The sequence below is a fragment of the Mariprofundus erugo genome (assembly GCF_005818865.1).
Taxonomy (GTDB): Bacteria; Pseudomonadota; Zetaproteobacteria; order Mariprofundales; family Mariprofundaceae; genus Mariprofundus; species Mariprofundus erugo.
In genome coordinates this window covers 56,414-79,224 of record NZ_VBRY01000002.1, presented here as the reverse complement: position 1 = coordinate 79,224, position 22,811 = coordinate 56,414, and the positions used below count along the sequence as shown (strand labels likewise).

At 57.1% G+C, this 22,811-nt stretch carries 26 protein-coding genes and 1 pseudogene; 10 read left to right on the top strand and 17 right to left on the bottom strand.

Going from position 1 to position 22,811, the window contains the following annotated elements; translation table 11 throughout:
* Positions 1-25 precede the first annotated feature (25 nt).
* The 12 genes from FEF65_RS02345 to rpmE form a co-directional block, all read right to left on the bottom strand.
* Positions 26-667, bottom strand: coding sequence for a DUF502 domain-containing protein (locus tag FEF65_RS02345; protein ID WP_138238187.1), 642 nt, complete (start codon positions 665-667; stop codon positions 26-28).
* Entirely contained in the window at positions 664-1,671 is a 1,008-nt protein-coding gene (locus FEF65_RS02340) for a divergent polysaccharide deacetylase family protein (protein WP_138238186.1), read from the bottom strand. The genes FEF65_RS02345 and FEF65_RS02340 overlap by 4 nt, the downstream gene beginning before the upstream one ends.
* A gap of 39 nt (positions 1,672-1,710) precedes the next feature.
* The gene (locus tag FEF65_RS02335) at positions 1,711-3,036 is read right to left on the bottom strand and encodes a S41 family peptidase (RefSeq protein WP_138238185.1); all 1,326 of its coding nucleotides are present in this window, start codon (positions 3,034-3,036) and stop codon (positions 1,711-1,713) included.
* Between the two features lie 92 nt (positions 3,037-3,128).
* Entirely contained in the window at positions 3,129-4,250 is a 1,122-nt protein-coding gene (locus FEF65_RS02330) for a murein hydrolase activator EnvC family protein (protein WP_238701123.1), read from the bottom strand.
* Between the two features lie 41 nt (positions 4,251-4,291).
* A complete protein-coding gene (locus tag FEF65_RS02325; protein ID WP_138238183.1) occupies positions 4,292-4,741 on the bottom strand; it encodes a 23S rRNA (pseudouridine(1915)-N(3))-methyltransferase RlmH in 450 nt (149 codons plus the stop codon).
* A complete protein-coding gene (gene nadD / locus FEF65_RS13580) occupies positions 4,738-5,748 on the bottom strand; it encodes a nicotinate (nicotinamide) nucleotide adenylyltransferase (RefSeq protein ID WP_238701122.1) in 1,011 nt (336 codons plus the stop codon). The genes FEF65_RS02325 and nadD overlap by 4 nt, the downstream gene beginning before the upstream one ends.
* A gap of 43 nt (positions 5,749-5,791) precedes the next feature.
* Positions 5,792-7,063, bottom strand: a complete 1,272-nt coding sequence (locus tag FEF65_RS02310; protein ID WP_138238182.1) for a glutamate-5-semialdehyde dehydrogenase — start codon at positions 7,061-7,063, stop codon at positions 5,792-5,794.
* A gap of 6 nt (positions 7,064-7,069) precedes the next feature.
* The gene (gene proB, locus FEF65_RS02305) at positions 7,070-8,248 is read right to left on the bottom strand and encodes a glutamate 5-kinase (protein ID WP_138238181.1); all 1,179 of its coding nucleotides are present in this window, start codon (positions 8,246-8,248) and stop codon (positions 7,070-7,072) included.
* A complete protein-coding gene (gene obgE / locus FEF65_RS02300; protein WP_138238180.1) occupies positions 8,245-9,303 on the bottom strand; it encodes a GTPase ObgE in 1,059 nt (352 codons plus the stop codon). Before obgE ends, proB begins: the two co-directional genes overlap by 4 nt.
* Positions 9,304-9,490: 187 nt before the next feature.
* A complete protein-coding gene (gene rpmA / locus FEF65_RS02295; RefSeq protein WP_138238179.1) occupies positions 9,491-9,739 on the bottom strand; it encodes a 50S ribosomal protein L27 in 249 nt (82 codons plus the stop codon).
* Positions 9,740-9,742: 3 nt separating this feature from the next.
* Positions 9,743-10,051 carry a 50S ribosomal protein L21 gene (gene rplU / locus FEF65_RS02290; protein ID WP_138238178.1) on the bottom strand — a complete coding sequence of 103 codons (309 nt, stop codon included), beginning with the start codon at positions 10,049-10,051 and terminating at the stop codon, positions 9,743-9,745.
* 17 nt (positions 10,052-10,068) lie between these two features.
* The gene (rpmE, locus tag FEF65_RS02285; RefSeq protein WP_138238177.1) at positions 10,069-10,281 is read right to left on the bottom strand and encodes a 50S ribosomal protein L31; all 213 of its coding nucleotides are present in this window, start codon (positions 10,279-10,281) and stop codon (positions 10,069-10,071) included.
* Between the two features lie 429 nt (positions 10,282-10,710).
* On the opposite strand from rpmE, the gene rsmA reads away from it, so the two are divergent.
* Entirely contained in the window at positions 10,711-11,505 is a 795-nt protein-coding gene (gene rsmA / locus FEF65_RS02280) for a 16S rRNA (adenine(1518)-N(6)/adenine(1519)-N(6))-dimethyltransferase RsmA (RefSeq protein WP_138238176.1), read from the top strand.
* A gap of 79 nt (positions 11,506-11,584) precedes the next feature.
* Here rsmA and can read toward each other — a convergent pair whose 3' ends face one another.
* The 4 genes and pseudogenes from can to FEF65_RS13575 form a co-directional block, all read right to left on the bottom strand.
* Positions 11,585-12,244: a carbonate dehydratase gene (gene can, locus FEF65_RS02275; RefSeq protein WP_138238175.1), complete on the bottom strand. Its 660-nt coding sequence runs from the start codon at positions 12,242-12,244 to the stop codon at positions 11,585-11,587.
* Positions 12,245-12,249: 5 nt separating this feature from the next.
* On the bottom strand, positions 12,250-12,510 hold the full coding sequence (gene grxC / locus FEF65_RS02270; protein ID WP_138238174.1) for a glutaredoxin 3: 261 nt from the start codon (positions 12,508-12,510) through the stop codon (positions 12,250-12,252).
* A complete protein-coding gene (locus FEF65_RS02265) occupies positions 12,507-13,049 on the bottom strand; it encodes a ComF family protein (RefSeq protein ID WP_238701156.1) in 543 nt (180 codons plus the stop codon). The genes grxC and FEF65_RS02265 overlap by 4 nt, the downstream gene beginning before the upstream one ends.
* Positions 13,050-13,058: 9 nt before the next feature.
* A pseudogene (locus FEF65_RS13575) lies at positions 13,059-13,265 on the bottom strand (double zinc ribbon domain-containing protein); the annotation flags it as partial.
* 19 nt (positions 13,266-13,284) lie between these two features.
* Here FEF65_RS13575 and FEF65_RS02260 point away from each other — a divergent pair.
* The 4 genes from FEF65_RS02260 to bioD are packed head-to-tail and all read left to right on the top strand — an operon-like array spanning position 13,285 to position 16,655.
* Positions 13,285-14,433: an aminotransferase class I/II-fold pyridoxal phosphate-dependent enzyme gene (locus tag FEF65_RS02260; protein ID WP_138238172.1), complete on the top strand. Its 1,149-nt coding sequence runs from the start codon at positions 13,285-13,287 to the stop codon at positions 14,431-14,433.
* Complete coding sequence (locus FEF65_RS02255; protein WP_138238171.1) at positions 14,426-15,151, top strand: alpha/beta fold hydrolase; 726 nt, start codon at positions 14,426-14,428, stop codon at positions 15,149-15,151. Before FEF65_RS02260 ends, FEF65_RS02255 begins: the two co-directional genes overlap by 8 nt.
* Positions 15,148-16,026: a malonyl-ACP O-methyltransferase BioC gene (gene bioC / locus FEF65_RS02250; RefSeq protein WP_138238170.1), complete on the top strand. Its 879-nt coding sequence runs from the start codon at positions 15,148-15,150 to the stop codon at positions 16,024-16,026. The genes FEF65_RS02255 and bioC overlap by 4 nt, the downstream gene beginning before the upstream one ends.
* A complete protein-coding gene (bioD, locus tag FEF65_RS02245; protein ID WP_138238169.1) occupies positions 16,023-16,655 on the top strand; it encodes a dethiobiotin synthase in 633 nt (210 codons plus the stop codon). Before bioC ends, bioD begins: the two co-directional genes overlap by 4 nt.
* A 96-nt stretch (positions 16,656-16,751) precedes the next feature.
* On the opposite strand, the gene bioB is transcribed toward bioD, so the two are convergent.
* Positions 16,752-17,738, bottom strand: coding sequence for a biotin synthase BioB (bioB, locus tag FEF65_RS02240; RefSeq protein WP_138238168.1), 987 nt, complete (start codon positions 17,736-17,738; stop codon positions 16,752-16,754).
* Between the two features lie 204 nt (positions 17,739-17,942).
* Here bioB and ccoN point away from each other — a divergent pair, with 204 nt between their 5' ends.
* The 5 genes from ccoN (at position 17,943) to ccoG (ending at position 22,754) form a co-directional block, all read left to right on the top strand.
* Positions 17,943-19,361, top strand: coding sequence for a cytochrome-c oxidase, cbb3-type subunit I (gene ccoN, locus FEF65_RS02235; RefSeq protein WP_138238167.1), 1,419 nt, complete (start codon positions 17,943-17,945; stop codon positions 19,359-19,361).
* Between the two features lie 9 nt (positions 19,362-19,370).
* The gene (gene ccoO / locus FEF65_RS02230; protein WP_138238166.1) at positions 19,371-20,012 is read left to right on the top strand and encodes a cytochrome-c oxidase, cbb3-type subunit II; all 642 of its coding nucleotides are present in this window, start codon (positions 19,371-19,373) and stop codon (positions 20,010-20,012) included.
* Entirely contained in the window at positions 20,005-20,229 is a 225-nt protein-coding gene (locus tag FEF65_RS02225; RefSeq protein WP_138238165.1) for a CcoQ/FixQ family Cbb3-type cytochrome c oxidase assembly chaperone, read from the top strand. The genes ccoO and FEF65_RS02225 overlap by 8 nt, the downstream gene beginning before the upstream one ends.
* A complete protein-coding gene (gene ccoP / locus FEF65_RS02220; RefSeq protein ID WP_138238164.1) occupies positions 20,213-21,076 on the top strand; it encodes a cytochrome-c oxidase, cbb3-type subunit III in 864 nt (287 codons plus the stop codon). The genes FEF65_RS02225 and ccoP overlap by 17 nt, the downstream gene beginning before the upstream one ends.
* Before the next feature lie 277 nt (positions 21,077-21,353).
* Entirely contained in the window at positions 21,354-22,754 is a 1,401-nt protein-coding gene (gene ccoG / locus FEF65_RS02215; RefSeq protein ID WP_138238163.1) for a cytochrome c oxidase accessory protein CcoG, read from the top strand.
* The last annotated feature ends 57 nt before the right edge of the window (positions 22,755-22,811 follow it).

Here is a 22,811-nt window from a genome sequence, read left to right as displayed (position 1 = left end):
GAAGAAAAGCTACAAGCCCTTGTGATTACTGGAGATCGCTGTTTTGTTCCTGTTTCTGTTGTGGAGGGCTTTTCAGTGTCCCTCCTGAAAGGACGAGCTTCATTCCTTCCTCGATGGAAATGTCCAGATGAACGAGCGTTGACGGCTCGACAAAGAGCAGCCAGCCGGTGGTCGGAACCGGTGTGGATGGAATAAATACAGAAATGCGGTGGGCGCATTCGACGTCTGGTGCCGCGGCAAGCGGCAGTGGGGCATCGCCGGTGACAAAACCGATGACCATGCTGTCACTGTTCGGAAACGGGACCAGTACCACCTCGCTGAACGCTCTCGAGCTGTCGCTGAAAATGGCCTCAAGCAGTTGGCGGGTTGCCTTGTAAACCGTGCGAACCAGCGGAATGCGTCCCATCAGCCGATCAATCAGGTGCATCAGGTGGCGACCGGCAAAGTGGCTGGTCATGGCGCCCACCAGCAAGATGGTTAACAGCGCCAGAAAAATCCCGGCTCCCGGTATGGTGACTCCGAGCAGCAGTTCCGGCTGATAGGCCTCGGGCAGCAGGGCAAGAGCCTTGTCAGAAACCTCCAGCAGCCAGTTGACCAGTGCGACGACAACCAGCAGTGGCATCATGGCTACCACGCCGGCTAAAAGGTATCTGCGTAGCAGGCTCATGGCTCTTCATATCCTTCGGGAACCATGGACTCCAGGTGCGGCGGCGTATTGGCCGGGGTTAGCATGCTACGCAGCGGCACGATATGGGCACGGTCCTCATCCGTTAAATTCTGCTCCAGAAAAGCAACCGTTTCCGGGTGCGGATGGCCGATGACTATGCAGCGCCGGCCTGCTTTGGCACATGTGCGGGCCTTTTCCCATGCCTGCTTCAGTGGCAGCGGCTCTACATCATGGTCAAGAAAGAATGCTCTGGAGGCCCGTTCGATGCCTGCTTCTGATGCTGCCCGGGCAGCCACACTGTGCGGGCTGGTTTTGGAGTCGACAAAAAACAGTCCCTTTTCACGGCAGACCTGCATGACCCATTGCATGGGCTGTTGCAGCTGGGTCAGGGCCGAGCCCATATGGTTGTTGACCCCCTCAACATAGGGGACCAGGGCCAGGTCATGCAGAAAAGTGCTGCGAATTTTTGTTCTGTCCATGGTCGAGGCGAGAAATGCAGGGCTCATTCGAAGTCTGTATTTTTCACTCTCCGGCTCCATCGGCAGGTGCAGCATGACCATCTGGCCGGCCTGATGGGCCACCAGAGCCGATTTGCGGGCGAACGGGGCATCAGGGATCACAGAGACAGCGATCGGGATGTTCAGCCGTAACAGGCGTTGCAGGGCAGGGATGTCGTAGCCGGCATCGTCGAGAATGAATGCGATGCCGGTTGCAGGTGTCACCGGCATGACCGGCACCGGTGCAGCCGGTTCGGCGACCGGCGCTGCGGGTGTGGGTGGCGGTACAGTTTTCCTGACCGGTTCAGGCGCATGCGGGGCCGCAGGCTGCGGCTGGCGGGTCGCATGATGGGCAGGCGGCGGTGTTACGTGCTGTGAGACAGGCGGCCGTGACTGTTTGTTCGATCCGCCCAGCTCAAGTACTACCGCAACGCCCACCAGCACGAGCAGCAGCAGAAACAGGGCAATAGGAAGCCATAAAGGCTGTTGCCCTTTTTTAGCAGCCATCAGTCAGTCGGCAGTGATCAGCGGAGGTGCGAACCTCGCTCACCCTTTGAGGGCGTGAAGCCCTCTGAGCAGGTCCAGGGCACGCTGTAGTTGTGTGTCCAGCTCCAGCCGTTTCTTCATTTCGTCACTTGCATCGCCAGTGGCTTCAGGGGCTTTTTTAGCGGCCGGTTTGCCATGGTTGCCATTGCTCAGGTGGCCCTTGAGGTTGCTTTCCGATACGGAAGGGATCTCCGGCTTGTCCTGGGCGACAGGCTTGACCAGCTGCTGCTCGACGATGATATCAGGATCGATGCCGGTTGCCTGGATAGAACGGCCGCTGGGGGTGTAGTAGAGCGCCGTGGTCACCTTGATGGCGGTACCATCAGAAAGAGGTACGACCGACTGGACAGAGCCCTTGCCGAAGCTGCGAGTACCCAGCAATACCGCACGGTGGTGATCCTGCAGTGCGCCACTGACGATTTCGGAGGCCGATGCCGAGCCGTTATTGATCAGTACAATCAGTGGCAGGCCGTCCAGTTCATCACCCGGCTGGGCGTCAAAACTCATGCTCTTGCCGGCGCGGGACTTGGTGCTGACGATGTTGCCCTTGTCGAGGAACATATCCGATACCTCAACTGCCTGATTGAGCAGCCCCCCCGGATTGTTGCGCAGATCAAGCACCGCACCTGCGAGTTTGCCGCCGGACTGTTTCTTCAGCTCACTGATTTGCTGCCTGAGCAGGGTATCCGTGCGCTCCTGGAACTGGGTAATGCGCAGATAGGCATAGCCCGGGGCCAGCAGGTCACCCTTGACTGATTTGACCTTGATGACGGCGCGGACAATGGCAACCTCTTTAGGGGCATCTTCGCCCTGACGGAAAATGGTCAGGGTGATGCTGGTGCCGGGTTTGCCGCGCATCTTTTTCACCGCTTCGGCGAGAGAAAGGTCACGAGCAAGCTCATCATCAATCTTGATGATCAGATCACCGGCCTTGATGCCGGCACGATAGGCCGGGGTGTCTTCAATCGGGGAAACGATCCGAATGCCGCCTTCAGCTGCGGAGATTTCGATGCCGAGGCCGCCAAATTCGCCGGTTGTGTCGACATTCATCTGCTTGAACATCTCTTTGTCGAGATAGGTGGAGTGAGGGTCGAGACTGGCCAGCATACCGGTCAGGGCGCCGTCGATCAGTTTCTCATCACTGACCTCTTCAACGTATGCCTGACGGACCATCTCCATGACACGGGAGAATTTCTGCAGCTGCTGATAGTCCGTTGCTGCGTCCGCCTGCTGATAGCCTGATCCTGGCTGCCATGCCACCACGGCAACAGCAAGCAGGGAAACAGCAGAGGCGCTCAGGAGCACTCGACGTAGCGTTAAAGACATAGGTTTCTCCATAATGTCACAACCATCATTCAAACCGGTTCAAAGCAATGGCTGGTTCGATTGTTTTTGCAAGGTCGCAACCTGCCAGCCGATCAGTGCCGACACCAGCGTTTCGGATCAGTCGGGCGGCCCCGGTCCCTGATTTCGAAGTAGAGCAGTTGCTTGCTCACCCAGCCGGTGCTGCCCGAGTCGGCCAGTGTTTCCCCTTCCTCAACCCAGTCGCCCAGCTGTTTGTACAGCACGTCGTTGTGGGCATAGACGCCAAGGATGCCATCGCCGTAGTCGACGATGGCCATCAGGCCGTAGCCGCCGAACCAGTCGGCATAGCGCACCTGGCCTGCAGCCATGGCCCTGACCTTGTCGCCATTGGCCGCAGGCTGCAGCTGTACACCATCGAGTGGTGGCATGTCGGGGGCGGGACGGCTGTGGTAGCCGGTAACGATGCGCCCTTTCAGTGGCCATGCCAGTCCGCCTTTGCGTTTGCGGATCTGCTGGGTTGAGGTGACCTGATTATCGGCGACAATGACCTCCTGAGCGAGGCCGTCGAGCAGGCGGAGCAGCGCTTTCTCCTCTTTGGCCAGCTGCATATCCATGCGTTTGCCCGATTTCATCTTCTCTTTAACCCGATGGGCGAGACGGCGTTTGCTGGCGGACTCTTTTTCCAGCTTCTGTTGCAGCTGCTGTTTCTCCTGCTGCAGGCTGGCGAGCTCCTGGCGCTGCTGTCTGAGCGATGACTCCAGGTTGGCCAGTTGCTCGATGCTGGAGAGATATTCCTGCCTGTCCTGCTTTTGCGAATGCATCACCCGGCTCAGCAGGTAGCGACGGTGGGGGATGTCACTGACCGGGACGCCGGTCAGAACCCCCATCCATGCGGATGAGTGGCTGGCGCGCTGCCATGCGGCGGCAATTTCGTCGAGCATGGCCTGTCTGAGTGTGTTGATATGCTGTTGCAGGCGTTGCCGTTCTGCTTCAAGGTTATTGAGCTTGCGATCTGCCTGGTCGATATTGGCCTGCGCCTCGCGATTTTCACGCCGGGCAGCAATCAGTGCGCTATCCAGCTCGTGCAGCTCATCGCCGATATCGCCCAGCTCGGCAGTGAGCTCCTTTTGAATTTTGGCCAGGCGGGTGCGCTCCTGCTTGATTTTGGCAATTTTCTCCTCAGTACTTGTCTCTGCCGATACCTCTGCCGGGAAAGGGCTGATGTATACAGGCATGAGGAGAAGGGCCAAAAGCAGGCGAAGCAGGATCCGCATATTCATACGCGATGGTAGGGGTGTCCCTGGATAATGGTGAATGCCCGGTACAGTTGCTCAAGCACGATGGCACGGACCAGCTGGTGAGGCAGGGTCAGTCGGGAGAGGCTCCAGCAGGCGCCTGCCTGCCGGCGAACTTCATCCGCCACGCCATCGGCGCCGCCAATGACAAAGTCGAGCTGGGCATTGCCCGGCAAACGTTCCAGATACTCCGCCCAGGCCGTACTGCCAAGCATGGATCCATGTTCGTCAAACAGGATGAAGCCTTTGCCTGCCTGCGCCAGAATCTGTTTTGCCTCTTCCTGTTTGCGCTGGGCTGTCTGGCGGGCGCGGCCTTCAGGCAGTTCAATGACCTGCAGTGAGGCAAAGGAGCGCATTCGCTGATCAAAGCGGGATTCAAACTCCGCCAGTTCACGCGCGCCCTTGCCGACCACCAGCAAACGCAGTTTCACAGCGCTGATTTGGCTCCGGCGGGGGCCGCCCAGAGTCGTTCAAGCTGGAAGCTTTCCCTGACCTCCGGCAAAAACAGGTGAACAACCAGGTCTCCCAGATCGATCAGCAGCCACTCGGCAGCATCCAGTCCTTCGATTTTTGCCGGCAGGGTGTAGCGATGGGCAACTTCACTGACAGATTGAGCGAGAGCCTTGAGCTGACGGTCACTGCGACCCGATGCCAGTACGAAGCGATCGGTGAAGTCGCAACGACCACGCACATCGATCACCAGCAAATCGGTTGCCTTTTTATCTTCCAGGGCCTCAACCACAGCGGTGGTCAACTCCTCCAGTATTTCCTGATCCTTTGCCATGCTCTCACTTTCTCCTTTGTTCTGTCGCAGCAACGTTTGTTGCTCCGGCGACTCCGATCTGTATGCCATTTCAATGCTGCTGCGGATGATTTCCGGCACCCGCCCTTTCAATGTGATGCCGGCAGCGGCATCCCGGCGCAGCGATGTGGCCGATATATCCGGCAACAATGCCGGTATCAGGCACCAGCATCCGTTTTCTTCAGCCTGAGCCTCAGTGACCTCCCGCCAGCCCGGGTGGGAGGTCGGGGGCGGTTCTCCCTGGCGGGCGAATACAGCCACATTACACAGGGGGATGTGGGCCGGGTATTCACGCCACTCTGTCAATCCATGCCATGCATCGGCCCCGAGCATCAGCCATGGCTCATCATCGGGCTGCTCCCGGCTGAATCGCCGCAGTGTTTCGATGGTCGGGCTGGGAGCGGCAAGATTGATCTCCCAGTCGATCACCCGAATCCGGGGTGAATCCGCAAAAATCTGCTTCAGCCAGTGCAGTCGCAGTGCCCGATCCGCACAGCCGGAGAGCTGTTTGTGGACCGGGTGGGCCGGAATGACCCAGACCTCGTCAAAACCTGCCTTTTCAACCCCTGCCTGTGCAAGGGCCTGGTGACCGCTGTGAGGCGGATCAAAGCTGCCGCCGAAAAGCCCTATGCGCACCTGTCGGGTCCGATAGAGGGGGATTTACTTGTCAGGCAGGTCACTACTGTCTGATTTCACCGTGGCCGAGGACGATCCACTTCTGGGTGGTGAGGCCGTCCAGTCCGACCGGTCCGCGTACATGCAGGCGGTCGGTCGAAATGCCGATTTCAGCTCCCAGTCCATATTCGAAGCCATCGGCAAAGCGGGTGCTTGCATTCCACATGACCGATGCGGAATCGACCTCACGCAGGAAACGCTGACCTGCTTCATAGTCACTGGTCACGATGCTTTCCGTGTGGCCGGACCCGTAGGCCTCGATGTGGGCAATGGCTGCATCGATATCATCGACAATGCGAACGGAGAGGATCGGAGCAAGATATTCGGTTGCCCAGTCCTCATCGGTGGCGATGCCGACATTCAGATCGGCACACAGCTCACGGGTGCGTTCACAGCCGCGAATCTCGACGCCCTTGTCAATCATGGCCCGGACAATCGGAGCCGTGTTTGTTGCTGCGGCATCGCGATGAATCAGCAGGGTTTCCATTGCATTGCAGACGCCATAACGGTGGGTTTTTGCATTCAGGGCGATTTTCAGTGCCATGGCTGCATCGGCTGCGGCATCGACATAAACATGGCAGATGCCATCAAGGTGTTTGATGACAGGTACGCGTGATTCGGCACTCACCCGTTCAATCAGGGAGCGGCCGCCGCGTGGGATGATAACATCGACAAATGTATCGCTTTGCAGCAGTGCGCCGACCATGGCTCGATCGGTAGAGTCGATCAGCTGGATGGCATCCTGAGAGAGGCCGGTATCGACCAGCGCACGGCGGAGACAGGCGGCAATGGCGCGGTTGGAGTGAATGGCTTCAGAGCCGCCACGCAAAATAGCGGCATTGCCCGATTTCAGGCAAAGTGCTGCGGCATCGGCGGTCACGTTGGGGCGTGATTCATAAATGATGCCGATTACGCCCAGAGGTACGCGCATATGGCCAACCTGAATGCCGGACGGACGGTAGCGGAGCTGATCGATGGCGCCGACGGGGTCGGGCAGGGCTGCAACCTGCTCCAGCCCTTCGGCCATGGCATCGACCCGGTCGGATGTCAGCAGCAGCCGGTCCTGTAATGCGGCATCCAGGCCATTGGCCTGTGCGGCCTTCATGTCCATGGCGTTGGCGGCCAGAATCTCTGTCATTTCGCGGCGAATAACGGCCGCGGCCAGGCGCAGAGCGGCATCCTTATGCTGGGTATTGGTCATCCGCATGGCAGCAGCAGCGGCTTTGGCGCGCTTACCCAGGGCTGTCATGATCTTCGTTGCATCAGTTTCCACCATCGCTGGTTACTCCCCTCCATTTACTGTGGTTGCGAGCGGCTCGGTATTGCCCGCAGCGATACCTGAAAGTACCAGGTTGTCGCGGTGAATCAGTGAGGTAAAGTCCCGGTAGCCGAGAATTGCCTCGATTTCATGGCTTGCGCGACCCATGATCTTGCGCATCTCTTCCGCCGTATAGTTGCACAGACCGCGTCCGATCAGTCCATCCGGGCCGATGATTTCAACGCATTCGCCCTTGTCGAAGACGCCATGTACGGCAGTGACGCCGACCGGTAGCAGGCTGCTGCCAGATGCACATACGGCTTTTGCCGCACCCTGATCAATATGGATCTCGCCAGCCGGGCGCAACAGTTCAGAGATCCAGTGTTTGCGACGGGTCTGGCGATCAGTGCCGCAGAGAAACAGCGTTCCCTCATCTTCACCGGCCAGTAATCGGGTCAGTGCCCCCGGTTTCTTGCCGCTGATGATGGCGGTTGCCACGCCACCGCGTGTGGCGATTCTTGCGGCAGTCAGCTTGCTGGCCATGCCGCCGGTGCCGAACGAGGAGCCTGCATCACCGGCCATGGCCACATGGCGTTCGTCCAGATGGGGTACGATTGCGATACGCTCCGCCTCGGGGTGGGTGGCCGGATTGGCGCTGTAAAGGCCATCCACATCGGTGAGCAGTACAAGCAGGTCAGCATCGACGACCAGACTGACCAGGGCGCCAAGGCTGTCATTGTCACCGAATTTGATTTCGGTCACCACAACCGTGTCATTTTCATTGACGACAGGAACTACGCCTGCGGCAAAAAGTGTTTCACTGGTATTGCTGGCATTGAGGTAGCGACGTCGGTGGCGAAGGTCATCCTTGGTCAGCAGCATCTGGGCGACTGTGCGATGATGGCGGGCAAAGGCTTTGCCATAGGCGTCCATCAGCCGGGGCTGGCCGATTGCCGCTGCAGCCTGTTTTTCATGGACCGTCAGTTCCCGGTCAACCCAGTCCAGGCATACGCGGCCAAGTGCGACAGAGCCTGAGGTGACAACCAGTACCTCTGTCCCGTCGGCAATCATGGCAGCCATTTCATCGACAAGCCGGTCAACCACATCGTGACGAATGCCGCATGTGGCATCTGCCAGCAATGAGCTGCCGATTTTAACCACGACCCTGCGGGTGCGCGCCAGCTCAGACCTGCTGTGGATCATGCCTCGTCAGACTCCCCTGACTGTGGTGCCTCCGGCTGCTTTGCTTCCAGGCGATTGTGGCGGTCCTGCAGCACCTGTTCATAAATGCGCCGCAACAGCGGCTTCACGCCGATACCGCTCACGGCTGAGATGGCCGCAACTTCCAGGCCGGTTGCATGCGCCTGCTGCATGGCTGTTTCCAGCTCGTCATCGAGCAGGGCATCGATTTTGTTGAGGACCAGCAGACGTGGTTTGTTCCACAGTGTGCCGCTGTAGCCCTTGAGTTCTGTCTCGATCTCCTCAATCTGCTCGGCAACTGATTTGCCATCTTCACAGCCGGCATCGACCAGGTGCAGGAGGACGGCGGTGCGTTCGATGTGGCGGAGGAACCGGTCGCCGAGTCCACGCCCTTCGTGGGCACCTTCGATCAGGCCGGGAATATCAGCCACGACAAAGCCGTCGCCATCGTCCATGAAGACCTGGCCCAGCATCGGTTTGATGGTTGTGAATGGATAGTCGGCGATTTTCGGGCGTGCATTGGAGATGCGTGCCAGCAGCGTTGATTTTCCTGCATTGGGCAGTCCGACAAGGCCAACGTCGGCCATCAGTTTGAGTTCAAGAAAACGGATGCCGTGCTCGCCTTCAACACCCGGCTGGCAGTAGCGCGGGGCACGATTGGTACTGGTGGCGAAACGGGCATTGCCGAGGCCGCCGGCGCCGCCGCGTGCCAGTGCAAAGCGCATGTCTGCTTCCGACAGGTCGGCCAGAAGATGGCCTGTTTCATCGCGTACCATGGTGCCGACCGGTACTTCAACGACAATGTCTTCACCATTTTTGCCGTGGCAGTCGGAGCCCATACCCTGCTGGCCATTTTTGGCGATCAGTCGTTTGCGAAGGTATAGTTCCTGCAGCGTGTTTTTATTGGTGCGGGCCACGAGAATGACGTGGCCTCCGCGGCCGCCATCGCCGCCATCCGGACCACCTTTGGGGATGTATTTCTCCCGTCGGAAGGAGGAGCACCCCTTGCCGCCGTTGCCGGCGCGGACTTCTATTCTGACTTCATCAATAAAACGCATGCTGCATTACACCATAAATAGTCTGATCCACAAAGCACAGGGGAGGTAGGGTACATGCATTGCGGCTGTTCTCAATAGCATCGCTGTCCGGTCTCACTCTTTCCCTGTTTGCTTCCGTGGTGAAAGTTGCCAAACAAAAAAGGGGTGCGACCAGCGCACCCCTGAATACTTTGAGGCTTTAGTAGCCTTACTGGGCAATACGAACGGTCGTGCGACCGGCGCTCTTGAAGTACTCAACCTTGCCGTCGGTCAGTGCGAACAGGGTATGGTCGCGACCGCAGCCTACGTTTTCACCAGCACGAATCTTGGTGCCACGCTGACGAACGAGGATGTTGCCAGCAATGACAGCTTCGCCGCCGTATTTCTTTACGCCAAGACGCTTGGCGTTGGAATCGCGTCCGTTCCGGCTGGAACCACCCGCTTTCTTGTGTGCCATGGTTTACTCCTTGATGCTTTCGATGCGCACAGAGGTATAGCTCTGGCGGTGGCCCTGGGTCAGGCGATAGTTTTTGCGGCGACGCTTCTTGAATACAACGATCTTCTGACCGCGGCCTTCTTCAGTCACGACTGCAGTGACCTGTGCGGAGGCAACATCTTTGCCTGCCTTGATTGCATCGCCTGCACCTACGAGCAGTACGTCATCAAAGGTGATTGTGCTGCCAGTTTCTGCATTGAGTTTTTCGACACGCAGCATATCGCCTTTCTGTACACGATACTGCTTGCCACCGGTTTTAATTACAGCGTACATCTATAACTCCAATAGCCTCAGGCTGCCTTCGCAGGCTTGCCGTATTTCTTGTAGAAACGCTCAACGCGACCTTCGGTATCCATAACTTTCTGCTTGCCGGTGTAGAACGGGTGGCAGGATGAACACACTTCCACTCGGATGTCACCGGTGGTGGAGCGAGTCTCAAATGTGTTGCCGCATGAACAAGTTACCTTGGATGCGAGGTATTCAGGATGAATGTCAGCTTTCACGTTGTGTTTCTCCGTCGAATTTAAAAGGGGCGCGATTTCTAGCGTTCCTGCAGCTATTAATCAAGAACAAAAAACAGGTGCACCCCGGAAAGAGGGCGTTCCATGCTGTTTAAGGGTGAAAAGCTGTCCCCGAATTTCGGCGGCATGGTCGTGCACAGGGCGGGGTGTTGTCAATGGTGTTGCTGGTTCACTGTGTCATCGGTGCATCGCAATACCTCATTTCCGTTGTATACATATGTAATAAGTGGGGTGTTCGCTTATTACATATGCAGACTAAAGCGGACCTCTGTCGATGGAAGAGGGGCATCCCTGCTCGCGGCTGTGCATGCAGGGCCACGGCTTGCTGTCTGGTGTGATCCCGGCAGCGATGCAGATGATCTCTATAATATTGTTCTGTTCGCTGAAAAGTATGCGCGTTAGCTTGCCGGAATGGATGAATTTCAGACGGGCGAATCATTGCGGGCAAAAAAAGCGCTGGGACAGCACTTTCTAAGGGATCAGCAGGCGATCCGGCGCATTGCCGGGGCGGTGGCCGAAGGCAGTCGTGTGATAGAGATCGGGCCGGGGCCCGGGGCGATCACCGAGGCATTGCTTGCGCGGGTCGGTGAGCTGACTGTCATTGAGATGGATGACCGCTTTGCCGCTCACTGGCAACAGCGTGCTGTGACCCGGCCGGGTTTGCAGGTTATGCATGGCGATGTGATGAAGCTGCTGTTTGCCGCCGTGGAACAGGCGGCGCCACAGTGGATTGCCGGCAACCTTCCTTATAACCTCAGTGGTCCGCTGACAGCCATGCTCGCATCCGTGCCACTGGATGGCGGTATGGTGCTGATGTACCAGCGCGAGGTTGCAGAGCGCATTTGTGCCGAGCCTGGCAGCAAGGTGTATGGTGGTCTGTCGGTGCTGGCGCGCCATCACTACGAGGTGAAACGGCTGCTGACCTTGCCGCCGGGTGCGTTCTCTCCCCCGCCAAAGGTGCATTCAGCGGTGATTGTGCTGCTGCCGCACCACAGGATTCCACCCTGTGATTATGCGCAGTTGCAGAAAGCTGTGCGACAGGGCTTTGCTCACCGGCGAAAAACGATCGCGAATAACTTCAGGGGTGAGATCAGTGCTGAGCAGTTTGAGGCTGTCGGCATAGATCCCCGTCATCGTCCCGAGCAGCTTGATTATCATGCATGGGTAAAAATCACGGGTCTGCTTTCGGCGTTGCCGCCAGCGTAGTTGGCACTTTTAATGATGTCCTGAGAAGCGCTGGTCGATCCGGTGCTTCCGGCGTGGAAGTAAAGAAAGCAGCATCTCCTCAACTGACTGCCGGCCAGCTTGAGTCGGCACTGCCGGTGACGCGATAGAGCGGGGCTACATCCTGCGGAGATGTTTTGGTGACACCGAGATCGCGCAGGATTCCGTCTTTCAGGCGGTAGATCCAGCCATGAACAGAAAGCTCGCGGCCACGCTCCCATGCATTTTGAATAATGCGGGTATGGCAAATGTTATCGACCTGTCGCATGACGTTGAGTTCACACAGGCGATCCAGTCGTTTGCTCTCCTCCAGTGGCTCCAGTGCATCGTGGTTGAGCATGTAGGTGTCGCGAATACTGCGAATCCAGTTGTCGACAATGCCATGGTGCTGGCCGGTCATGGCTGCGCGTACCCCGCCGCAGTCATAATGGCCGGTAATGATGACGTGTTTGATGCCGAGTACATCGACGGCATATTGTACCGCTGACAGGCAGTTCAGGTCGGTGTGTGATACCTGATTGGCCACATTGCGGTGAACGAATACCCGGCCCGGTTCCAGGCCGATGATTTCGTTGGCCGGTACGCGACTGTCGCAGCATCCGATCCATAAAAATTCAGGGGAATTCAGGGCTGACAGTTTCTGGAAGAACAGCGGGTCTTTCAGCTGGCAGCTGGCCGCCCAGGCCTTGTTGTTTTCCAGTAGCGTTAACGGGGTTGTCATGATGGTTATGAACCCTGCAGCCAGCGATCCAGTTCGCCTTTTTTCTCAAGGGCGTAGAGGTCATCGCAGCCGCCGACATGACGGTCATCAATGAATATCTGCGGGATGGTGCGGGCACCGCCCGAGCGTTTGAGCATTTCGCTGCGCAGCTCTGTCTGCAGCTGCACATTATATTCAGTGAAGGCGACCCCTTTTTTGCTAAGCAGCGCCTTGGCGCGCACACAGTATGGGCAGTAGTCGCCCGAATATATCTCTACCTTACTCATATCGATGATCCTCTGTGGCGTGTTCTGGCCAGTGTCAGTACTGATACCGGCAAGCCCGTTTTTGCTGCAGCGAGCGCCGCATAATGCACGGTTGAGCCGGTAGTGAAAATATCATCGATGATCCAGAGTCTTTTTGCATGCGCGGTTTGCAGCAATTCCCGGTGCTGGTCGGCAAGTGTAAATGCCTTGCGCAGGTTTTTTCTGCGTGCCTTGCCGGAGAGGGTGGATTGCCTTGCCTGGCTACCCTGACGGCGGAGCAGTCGCCACTCCATTTCCGCACCGCATTCGCCGGCGACCCAGCGGGCAAGGTTGGCAGCATGGTGCTGGCCGCTTTGGCGCATGCGATCAAGCGGGGCCGGAACCGGTAGTAACAGATCATTGCGATCAATCAGTTGCTGCAGGCGAGGGGATGCAGTCTGTAGCAACCAGCGAACGGCGGCTTCATTGCCTTGCAGTTTCCAGCCAAGGATGGCATCGCGAACGGTGTCCTGATACTGATACAGGCTGATGGTCTGTTGCTGGACGGGAGGCTTTTGCATGCAGCGCCCGCATGGGCCCGGTGTGATCCCGGCCGGCAGAATGATGCCGCAGTGCTGACATGTGTGAACAGGCCAGATGTGGATGTGGTCCAGGCATGCCGGGCAGCAGCCGTCTCTCTGTTCAAGGTCGGTATGGCAAAACAGGCAGGCGGGCGGAAATAGCAGTCGGCGTATTCCGTTAACTATTACAGCGACGTTGGTTGACAGCCCTGACATGCCGACCAGCATGCCCGTCATGCCGGATGCACGCAATTGGTTTGAACCACTCCCTGAATATCGTCGACGCCGTTTCCCGGCCTGCCGGCGTGAAGGTATTGAGCTTTGTCTTGAGGACGGACGCAGGCTGATTAATTTTGCCGGTAATGATTACCTCGGCCTGAGTACGCATGAAGCGGTTTGTATGGGAGCGCGCGGTGCTCTGGGGGAGGCGGTTGGCAGCGGTGCCTCCAGGCTTGTCTCTGGTGACGATCCGCTGATGCACCGGCTGGAAGCAAAGCTGGCAAGGTGGAAAGGCTTTGAGAGTTGTCTGCTTGTCGGCTCCGGTATGCTTGCCAATATCGGTTTGTTGCAGGCTTTGGCCGGGCGCCACGACCATATCTTTGCCGATCGCCTGAACCATGCCTCGCTGGTGGATGGCGCGCGCCTCTCCGGTGCATCCCTTCATCGTTTTCATCATCTTGATATGGCGCAGCTTGCCGGGTTGCTTGTCCGCCATCCTGCTGAGCGGCGCATGATTGTTTCTGATGGCGTGTTCAGCATGGATGGCGATTGCGCCAATATCCCCGCGCTGCTGGCGCTGGCCGAGGCGCATGACACCCTGCTGGTGGTCGATGATGCCCACGGTACCGGTACGCTGGGGCGTGACGGGCGCGGGTTAACCGCCCTGCATGGTGTGGCCGGTCATCCCCGGCTTATCGAGGTGGGGACATTCGGCAAGGCATTTGGTGGCTACGGGGCTTTTATTCTTGGGCCTGCAGAGCTGATTGATGGCTTGCGGCAGCGACAGCGGACGATGATCTATTCCACAGCGCTGCCTGTTGCCGTGATTGCTGCTGCGGAAACGGCGTTGGCCCTGATTGAGCGCGGCGAGCAGGTGCAGCAGTTGCATCGGCAGCTGGCCAGGTTTCGTGCCGGTATCGGCGGACTGGGCTTCATGCCTTCGGAAACAGCGATTCAGCCGCTGCTGATCGGAGAGGATGCTGCGGCTCTGGCTATGTCTGCCCGGCTTGCGGAAGCTGGTTTTTTTGTGCCGGCGATTCGCCCGCCAACCGTGCCGGAGGGGACATCCCGGCTGCGCATTACCCTCAGTGCGGCGCATACCGATGAGCAGATCGATGGCCTGATTGCCGCCTTGAAATCCGCTATGGAGCATGGCGATGGCTGAGCGGCGACTGGTTTTTCTGCACGGCTGGGCGCAATCGCGTCAGGTCTGGTTTCAGCAGCGCGCCTGCTTTCCTGATGGCCTGTTTTTGAATCTTCCGGGGCATGGCGGTGCTCCGGATGTGGATGCGGAAGCATGGGTGGATGTGCTGGCGGAACAGCTTCCTGACGAAGCCTGTACGCTGGTTGGCTGGTCACTTGGCGGCATGCTGGCAATGGCGCTGGCGGAAAGGTTTCCTGATAAGGTGGCAAGCATGGCTTTGATTGCAACCACGCCCCGTTTTCGGGTGGGTGATGGCTGGTTGTACGGCTGTGACGAGGCTGTGTTTTCCGCCTTTGCCGAAGCAGCGGCTTCAGCCTCTTTAAAGACGCTGAATCGTTTTTTCGCCCTGATGTTGCATGGGGACGGGTGGTCGCGCGCTGACTACAACGAGCTTGCCCGCATGGCGGTGGATCGGGAGCAGCGTACTTCGGCGGCGGGGCTTGCCGAAGGGATGAAGCTGCTGGCGGCGCTTGATTTGCGCCAGTCGCTGCCGCAGCAACCTGCGCTGCTGGTGCATGGAGAGCAGGATGCCATCGTGCCGGTGACGGCTGGGCGCTGGCTGGCAGGGCAGATGCATAGTAACGATCTGTTTTTTCCCGGGGCTTGCGGGCATGCCCCGTTTTTGACCAGGGCAGATGAATTTAACACACTTTTGAAACGATGGTGGCAGCAATCATGAATCGGACCCATATTCATATACGTCAGGTAGGGCGTTCGTTCTCCTCTGCCAGCAGCACCTATGATGTGCATGCGGTGTTGCAGCGGGAGATTGGTGACAGGCTGCTGGCGCATCTCGATTTCATTAAAATTGAGCCAAAACGGATTCTCGATATTGGCTGTGGCACCGGCTATTTCACCCGTCTGTTGCGAGGGCGTTATAAAAAAGCCGCGATTGTTGCATTTGATTTGTCCGCTGCGATGCTGCAACAGACCCGGGCCAATCATGCACGTCGTATGCCCTGGCACGGGCGGCACCATCATGTTGGCGGTGATGCGGCTGTGTTGCCCTTTAAATCAGGCAGCTTTGATCTGGTCTGCTCCAACCTTGCCATGCAATGGGTGGGGGATCCGCAGCTGATGCTGGCGGAAATGCGGCGCGTGCTGGCACCCGGCGGGCTGATGCTCTTCTCCACCTTCGGTCGCCGTACTCTCTCCGAGCTGCGTCAGACACTGGCATCGATCGAGTCTGAACGGGCCGGCCATGTGTTGCCGTTTCCTGATGTCATGAGTCTGGGCGATGCCCTGATGAAGTTGCCGGTTGAGCTGCCGGTCACCGACAGTGATCTGTTTACCCTGACCTACCCCGATGTGATGGCGCTGGTGCGTGAGCTGAAAGGGTTGGGGGCCTCGGCGGCTGCGATTCGTGGTCGCCGGGCAGGGCTCTATGGCAGGGCACTGATCCGGGAGCTTGAGCAGCGCTATCCGGATCGTTTTAAAATGGAGGACGGTCGCTTGCGGGCCACGTTTGAAGCCCTTTACGGACAGGCCTGGTATAAAGAGGGCGGCTATGAGCATGGTGAGCACGTGATTCCGATTCAGCTGGCTGGTCAGTGAGTCGCTGCATTTTTATTACGGCAACAGATACCGGTGCCGGCAAGACGTGGGTGACAGCTGCAGCGATTCGTCAGCTGCTTGCCGATGGTGTCTCTGCCCTGGCCCTCAAGCCGGTTGTATGTGGTCTGGATGAGGCGGGTGGTAACGAGGATGTGCAGGCGTTGCTGGATGCACAGCGGATAAGTAATCCGGATGATATCAGTTTCTACCGCTTTGCTCTTCCGGCGGCTCCTTCGCAGGCGGCGGCGGATGAAGGGGTGGAGATCGACCCGGATGCGCTTTTGCAGTGGTGTGCAGAGCGCCGGCAGGATGCAGAGGTGTGTCTCATTGAAGGGGTCGGCGGGTTGATGGTGCCGCTCACCGGGCGCTGGCTGGTCCGTGACTGGATTGCTACCATGGGTGACTGCGAGCTCTGGCTGGTGGTCGGTTGCAGGCTGGGCGCTATTAATCATACGTTGCTGACACTGGAAGCATTAAAGGCGATGGGGCGGCAGCCTGTGCGCCTGATTTTAAATGCCGCCACCAGGGCTGATGAGCGCTGGCTGTTGCCGACCCGTCAGGCTGTTGCTCCGTTTGTCCCGGCCGGATGTGCTGTTGAGTTGCTTGGTTACGGGGCGGAGCCGGGATAACGATTCCCCGTAATGTTTGTCCGTTGTCGCCGGGAGGTGCAGAGCGTCTCGGCACCTCCCGGCATTAGACGGGGCTCTTGCTGTTGTCGGTCGCTGTCAGGCGTTGGCCATGCGACGTGAGGACGGGGTGGGCTTCTCCATCGGGCGGATGCCCAGGCGGGCAAACAGCTGCTGGTCATGTTCTGCATCCTGGTTGCCGGTGGTGAGCAGTTTTTCGCCGTAAAAAATCGAGTTGGCACCGGCGAGGAAGCAGAGGGCCTGCATCTCTTCGCTCATGGTTTCGCGGCCGGCAGAGAGGCGTACATGGCTGGCTGGCATGGTGATGCGTGCAACAGCAATGGTGCGAATGAACTCGAAGTTATCGAGTGTGCCGGCAAACTGCTCGTCTTCAGCAACGGGGGTGCCTTCCACCTTCACCAGCATGTTGATCGGTACAGACTCCGGGTGCGGGCTCATGCGTGCCAGCTGGGCGACGAGGCCGGCTCTGTGGCGGCGGCTTTCACCCATGCCGACAATGCCGCCGCAACAGATGCTCATGCCTTCGGCACGCACATGTTTGAGGGTGTCGAGTCGCTCCTCGTAGGTGCGGGTGGAGATGATCTCTTTATAATACTCCGGCGCGGAGTCGAGGTTGTGGTTGTAATAATCCAGTCCGGCTTCTTTCAGTCGGGCCGCCTGTTCGGCAGACAGCATGCCGAGAGTGGCGCAGGCCTCCATATCCATGGACTTGATTTCACTGATCATGTCGCAAACAAGTTCAAATGCACGTCCTTTCGGTTCGCGCCATGCAGCGCCGATGCAAAAGCGGGATGCGCCTTTCTCTTTTGCTGCTTTGGCAGCGGCGACGACCTGCTCTTTCTTCATCAGCAGCTCGGATTCGACATCGGTGTTGTAGCGCGATGATTGCGGGCAATATTTACAGTCTTCCGGACAACCGCCTGTTTTGATGGAGAGGAGGGTGGAGAGCTGTACCTCATTGGCATCAAAGTGGGCGCGGTGTGCCTGCTGAGCCCGAAACATCAGGTCATTAAATGGCAGTGCAAACAGTGCCTCTATCTCTTCGACGCTCCAGTCGTGACGCATGCTAAATCTCCTGTCGGTTAACCGTATCGCCGCGTATGGTAAACGGAACTGTTCGCGGGCGCAAAAATCGGGTCTGAAAGGAGGATTCTGTTAGCACATTTGCGGCTGATTTGCAAGGTGGTCAGTCGTAATAAAGGGGGTGTACAAGGTGATTTTTAAAACTAGAATCACAAATATACTTTTTGACATCAGGAGGTGGAGAAAGTGGCAGGACATCCCACAGAAAATCCGGGTTATAACCTGACGATTGTAAAGGCATTTGCGCTTTGCGCGGTGGTTTATCTGGTCGTCGGAGCACTGGTGGGCGATATTATTGCATGGCAATTATCGTTCCCGACGCTCAATCTGAATGAATATCTTACCTTCGGGCGTCTGCGCCCGTTGCATACCAATGCAGTGATCTTTGCTTTTGGTGGTTGTACGCTGATGGCGACGGCCTTCTATGTGGTTCAGCGAACCTGTGCTGTGCCTCTCTGGAGTAACCGGATGGCATGGTTCACCTTCTGGGGCTGGAACCTGATTATTGTGTCAGCGGTGATTTCGTTCCCGATGGGCTGGACTCAGGGAAAGGAGTATGCGGAGCTTGAGTGGCCGATTGATATTCTTATCGCCGTCGTCTGGCTCTCCTACATGTTTAACTTCATTATGACGATCGTGAACCGGAAGACCTCGCACATTTATGTGGCCAACTGGTTCTTCCTCGGCATGATGGTGATGATTACCTATCTGCATGTGGTCAACTCGCTGGCTATTCCGGTCACCATGACCAAGTCCTACTCACTGTTCTCGGGTGTACATGATGCGATGATTCAGTGGTGGTGGGGCCACAATGCGGTGGGCTTCTTCCTGACCGCCGGCTTCCTCGGTATTATGTATTACTTTATTCCCAAACAGGCGGACCTGCCGATTTTCTCCTACCGGCTCTCCGTGCTGCACTTCTGGGCGCTGATGTTCGGCTACGTCTGGCTGGGCGCGCATCACCTGCAGTATACCGCGCTGCCCGACTGGGCCGGTTCTCTGGGTGCAGCGGTTTCGCTGGCCATGATCGTTCCGTCATGGGGTGGTGCCGTAAACGGCCTGATGACGCTTTCGGGAGCATGGCACAAATTGCGTGATGACTACGTCTTGCGCTTCCTCGTTGTGTCGCTGGCGTTTTATGCCATGTCCACCTTCGAGGGGCCGGTGATGTCACTGAAGACGGTGAATGCACTCTCTCACTATACAGACTGGACCATCGGCCATGTGCACTCCGGTGCGCTGGGCTGGGTGGTGATGGTTTCCGTGGGTGCGATATACCATCTGGTGACGCGCCTGTGGGGGCGTGAAATTTACTCGGTCAGCCTGGTAAATACTCACTTCTGGATTCATACCATCGGTACGGTGATCTATGTCTGTGCGATGTGGGTCTCCGGCATCATGCAGGGGTTGATGTGGCGTGCGACCGATGACTACGGCAACCTGGCTTATACCTTCGCTGAAACCGTTGTGGCGATGCATCCTTACTATGTATTGCGATCCGTGGGTGGTCTGCTGGTGCTGTTTGGTGCCCTGATCATGCTCTACAACGTTATCATGACTATTCGCACTGCGGATCAGCCAAAGCCTGCCGCAGTTCGGGTCTAGGGGGCTCTCATGTCATTCCAGGAAAAACTCGAAAAAAACGTCTGGGGCTTTCTGATCATGATCGCCATCGTGGTTTCCATCGGTGGTATTGTGGAGATCGTACCGTTGTTCTATCTCGACAACACCATCGAGAAGCTGACGAAGGATGAGGACAGCATCCGCCCCTATACAGCGCTTGAGCTGGAGGGGCGTGATGTTTATATCCGTGAGGGGTGCTATCTCTGCCACTCGCAGATGATTCGTCCGTTCCGTGATGAGAAAGAGCGTTATGGACACTACTCTCTGGCGGCGGAGTCCAAGTATGACCATCCGTTCCAGTGGGGCTCCAAACGTACCGGTCCGGACCTGGCCCGGGTGGGCGGCAAGTATTCCGATGCATGGCAGATTCAACATCTGCGGGCTCCTCGTTCGCTCGTACCTGAGTCGGTGATGCCGGATTATGCGTTTTTCGAAGATCACCAGATCGACGCATCGCTGACGGGCAAGAAAATGAAGGCGCTGAGGATGGTCGGCGTCCCCTATACTGACGCTGATATTGCCGGTGCTGCCGATGCTGTTACAGGCAAGACCGAGATGGATGCCATCGTCGCCTATCTGCAGGTGCTTGGTACGATGGTGAAGTTCGAGGAAGGGAAGGATTATCGTGAATAGTTTGCGCGAATATTTCTTTACCGACTGGCAGGCAATGACCCGGGCCGACTGGGTCGGACTGGTCATTGTGCTGGTGCTTTCTGTGCTGATGTTTGCTCTCTACGTATGGATCTTCAGGCCGGGAAATCGGGACCGGTTTGAACAGTACCGTGATTTTGTAAACGATAACCATGATGAGGATATGAAGAGGGAGGTTGGACATGGCCAAACAAAATAAGCCGCAACATGCCCCGGATACGGGCCATGAGTGGGATGGAATCCGTGAGTTGACCAATCCCCCGCCGCGCTGGTGGATGATTACGTTTCATGCCAGCTGGATCTGGTGTGTGGTCTATTTCATTCTTTATCCATCGATCCCGCTCGTCCACGAGGCAACCAAAGGCATTCTTGGCTGGACCCAGATCAAGGAGCTTAAGGAGGCGGTTGCCGAGAATGACAAGGTGAAGGCCCCCTATCTGCAGAAGGTTGCGGCGATGGATGGGCAGGCGTTGCTGGCCGATGCAGGGCTGCGCAGCTTTGCCGAGTCATCGGCCAAGGCCATTTTCGGCGATAACTGTGCTGCCTGTCATGGTGCCGGCGGTGAGGGGGCTCCGGGGCTGTTCCCGAGTCTTGCTGACGACGACTGGCTTTACGGCGGTGATATCAACACGATTATCGAATCCATCACGGACGGGCGTCGTGGTGATATGCCGGCGCATGAGGGTATGGTGGATGAGGCAGATATCGAAAAGCTGGCTGATTTCGTCATTGCCTCGGCAGAAGGAAAGGGGACCCCGGAAGGGCTGGCTCTTTTCAATGATACCGGTTGTGCTGGTTGCCATGGAGAGAATGCGGCTGGTGGTGCCATCAATGAACTGGGCAGCGGCGCCTCCAACCTGACGGATGGTATCTGGCGCTTTGGTGGCAGTCGTGATGAGGTTTTGCGTACGATCCGCTATGGCGTGAATCAGGAGGGTGTTGCCAATACCCGCATTGCGATCATGCCTGCTTTCGGAGGCAAATTGTCGCCTGAGGCTATCAAGATGCTGGCCGTCAAGGTGCATGAGTTCGGTGGCGGGAAGTAGGAGTCGGAAATGGATGCAGTCGTCATTAGTGTGATTATCTCTCTGGCCGGGACGATTCTGGTCATCGGCTATCTGGGCTACCGTTTCTTCAAAATTATCGGCAGCAAGGATGATGTTTAATTCGTGCGGTTAAACAGGGGGAGGGGAGGTTTTGGCCTCCCCTTTTCGTATGTGCAGAGCAGGTGTGGCAAAGCGGCGGAATCTGCCTTTTCCGGAGATTAAATTATTGTATTGATATATAATGTCTCGCATGCCCAGTATGCTCAGGAGTTTAAAAATGTCAGAACGCGAGCAGGAACCCGTAGAACAGATGTATAAGGATGCCGTTCACTGGCATGTGAATACCGGTGGCGAAACCATCCATGCAAAGCGAATGCCGGGCCGTTTTCGCAGCTATAAATGGTATGCTTCCGTGTTGTGGGTGTTATATCTTCTTACGCCCTATATGCGTTGGGATGGCCATCAGGCAATTTTGTTCAATATACCCGAACGGCAGTTTCATCTGTTTTCCATAACCTTGTGGCCGCAGGATATCTGGATGTTGTCGCTGGTCCTGATTTTACTGGCCATGACCCTGTTCGGTGTGACTGCCGTGGCCGGCCGTGTCTGGTGTGGCTACTTCTGTTTCCAAACGGTATGGACGGACTGGTTTACCTGGATTGAAGACAAAATCGAAGGAAATCCGGTGCAGCGCCGAAAGCTGGATGAGGCGCCATGGAGTGCCAGAAAATTGCGCCTGAAGTTGCTTAAACATGCGATCTGGTTACTGATGGCAGTGATTACCGGTATTACGTTTGCAGCCTATTTTACCGATGCATTCGAGCTCTGGCAGCGATATCTGACGCTGGATGCGCCACCCGTTGCATGGGTGGTACTGGCGGCGTTTGTGTTCGGTACCTATGTGTTTGCCGGATTTATGCGCGAACAGGTCTGTTTCTGGCTCTGCCCCTATGCCCGTATTCAGAGTGTGATGGTCGACAAGGATACCGTGTTGCCGACCTATGATGAGATGCGTGGCGAGCCACGTGGCAAGGCAAAGGATAAAGGGAACGGGGATTGTATCGATTGCCGGCTGTGTGTCGGTGTCTGCCCGACAGGTGTCGATATTCGCGAGGGGATGCAGGAGGGCTGTATTACCTGTGGTATGTGTATTGACGCATGTAACAGCGTGATGGACAAGCTGGACAGGCCCCGTGGCCTGATTCGCTATGCATCCAGAAAAGAGATGGCCGGAGAGGTGTTGCCTCCATTATTCAGGCGTCCGCGTGTCATCACCTATTGTACGATCTTTTTATTGGCTGTAAGCGGCATCGTCTACGGGATGACTCATATTCCACCGATTGAACTGTCGATTGTGCATGAAAGGCAACCGTTGTATATCCAGATGAGCAATGGCGATATTCAAAACAGATACACCGTCAAGGCATTGAATAAAACACCGGCGACGTTGCATATGCAGGTGTCTCTCAGCGGAGCAACGGGTCTTGCCATTGTCGACGGTGGTCAGGAGATCGTGCTTGAGCCTGGTAAAATGATCCCTGCTCACCTGTTTCTGGTAGCACACCCGGGTGCGTTGACGGCAAAAAAAGTCACGGTCAATTTTGTTCTGGAAAGTGTTGAATCTCCGCATATCCGCATGGAGTATGAGTCTGTGTTTATGGCCCCGGGTGGCAGATAGCTGCACAGGTGCTGATGCACTGGCTTGGGTGGTGGCCTGGTCAGGTACGAGTTGCTG

Excerpts from the sequence above, each read along its gene's own strand:
- FEF65_RS02345 (WP_138238187.1), bottom strand. The coding sequence starts at position 667 with ATGAGCCTGCTACGCAGATACCTTTTAGCCGGCGTGGTAGCCATGATG.
- ccoG (WP_138238163.1), top strand. The coding sequence starts at position 21,354 with ATGTCAGAACGCGAGCAGGAACCCGTAGAACAGATGTATAAGGATGCC.
- FEF65_RS02335 (WP_138238185.1), bottom strand. The coding sequence starts at position 3,036 with ATGTCTTTAACGCTACGTCGAGTGCTCCTGAGCGCCTCTGCTGTTTCC.
- can (WP_138238175.1), bottom strand. The coding sequence starts at position 12,244 with ATGACAACCCCGTTAACGCTACTGGAAAACAACAAGGCCTGGGCGGCC.
- obgE (WP_138238180.1), bottom strand. The coding sequence starts at position 9,303 with ATGCGTTTTATTGATGAAGTCAGAATAGAAGTCCGCGCCGGCAACGGC.
- proB (WP_138238181.1), bottom strand. The coding sequence starts at position 8,248 with ATGATCCACAGCAGGTCTGAGCTGGCGCGCACCCGCAGGGTCGTGGTT.
- bioB (WP_138238168.1), bottom strand. The coding sequence starts at position 17,738 with ATGCGTCACGACTGGAGCGTCGAAGAGATAGAGGCACTGTTTGCACTG.
- FEF65_RS02255 (WP_138238171.1), top strand. The coding sequence starts at position 14,426 with ATGGCTGAGCGGCGACTGGTTTTTCTGCACGGCTGGGCGCAATCGCGT.
- FEF65_RS02330 (WP_238701123.1), bottom strand. The coding sequence starts at position 4,250 with ATGCCTGTATACATCAGCCCTTTCCCGGCAGAGGTATCGGCAGAGACA.
- ccoP (WP_138238164.1), top strand. The coding sequence starts at position 20,213 with ATGGCCAAACAAAATAAGCCGCAACATGCCCCGGATACGGGCCATGAG.
- FEF65_RS02260 (WP_138238172.1), top strand. The coding sequence starts at position 13,285 with ATGCCGGATGCACGCAATTGGTTTGAACCACTCCCTGAATATCGTCGA.
- grxC (WP_138238174.1), bottom strand. The coding sequence starts at position 12,510 with ATGAGTAAGGTAGAGATATATTCGGGCGACTACTGCCCATACTGTGTG.
- rsmA (WP_138238176.1), top strand. The coding sequence starts at position 10,711 with ATGGATGAATTTCAGACGGGCGAATCATTGCGGGCAAAAAAAGCGCTG.
- FEF65_RS02340 (WP_138238186.1), bottom strand. The coding sequence starts at position 1,671 with ATGGCTGCTAAAAAAGGGCAACAGCCTTTATGGCTTCCTATTGCCCTG.
- bioC (WP_138238170.1), top strand. The coding sequence starts at position 15,148 with ATGAATCGGACCCATATTCATATACGTCAGGTAGGGCGTTCGTTCTCC.
- ccoO (WP_138238166.1), top strand. The coding sequence starts at position 19,371 with ATGTCATTCCAGGAAAAACTCGAAAAAAACGTCTGGGGCTTTCTGATC.
- FEF65_RS02265 (WP_238701156.1), bottom strand. The coding sequence starts at position 13,049 with ATGCAAAAGCCTCCCGTCCAGCAACAGACCATCAGCCTGTATCAGTAT.
- rpmA (WP_138238179.1), bottom strand. The coding sequence starts at position 9,739 with ATGGCACACAAGAAAGCGGGTGGTTCCAGCCGGAACGGACGCGATTCC.
- rplU (WP_138238178.1), bottom strand. The coding sequence starts at position 10,051 with ATGTACGCTGTAATTAAAACCGGTGGCAAGCAGTATCGTGTACAGAAA.
- FEF65_RS02310 (WP_138238182.1), bottom strand. The coding sequence starts at position 7,063 with ATGGTGGAAACTGATGCAACGAAGATCATGACAGCCCTGGGTAAGCGC.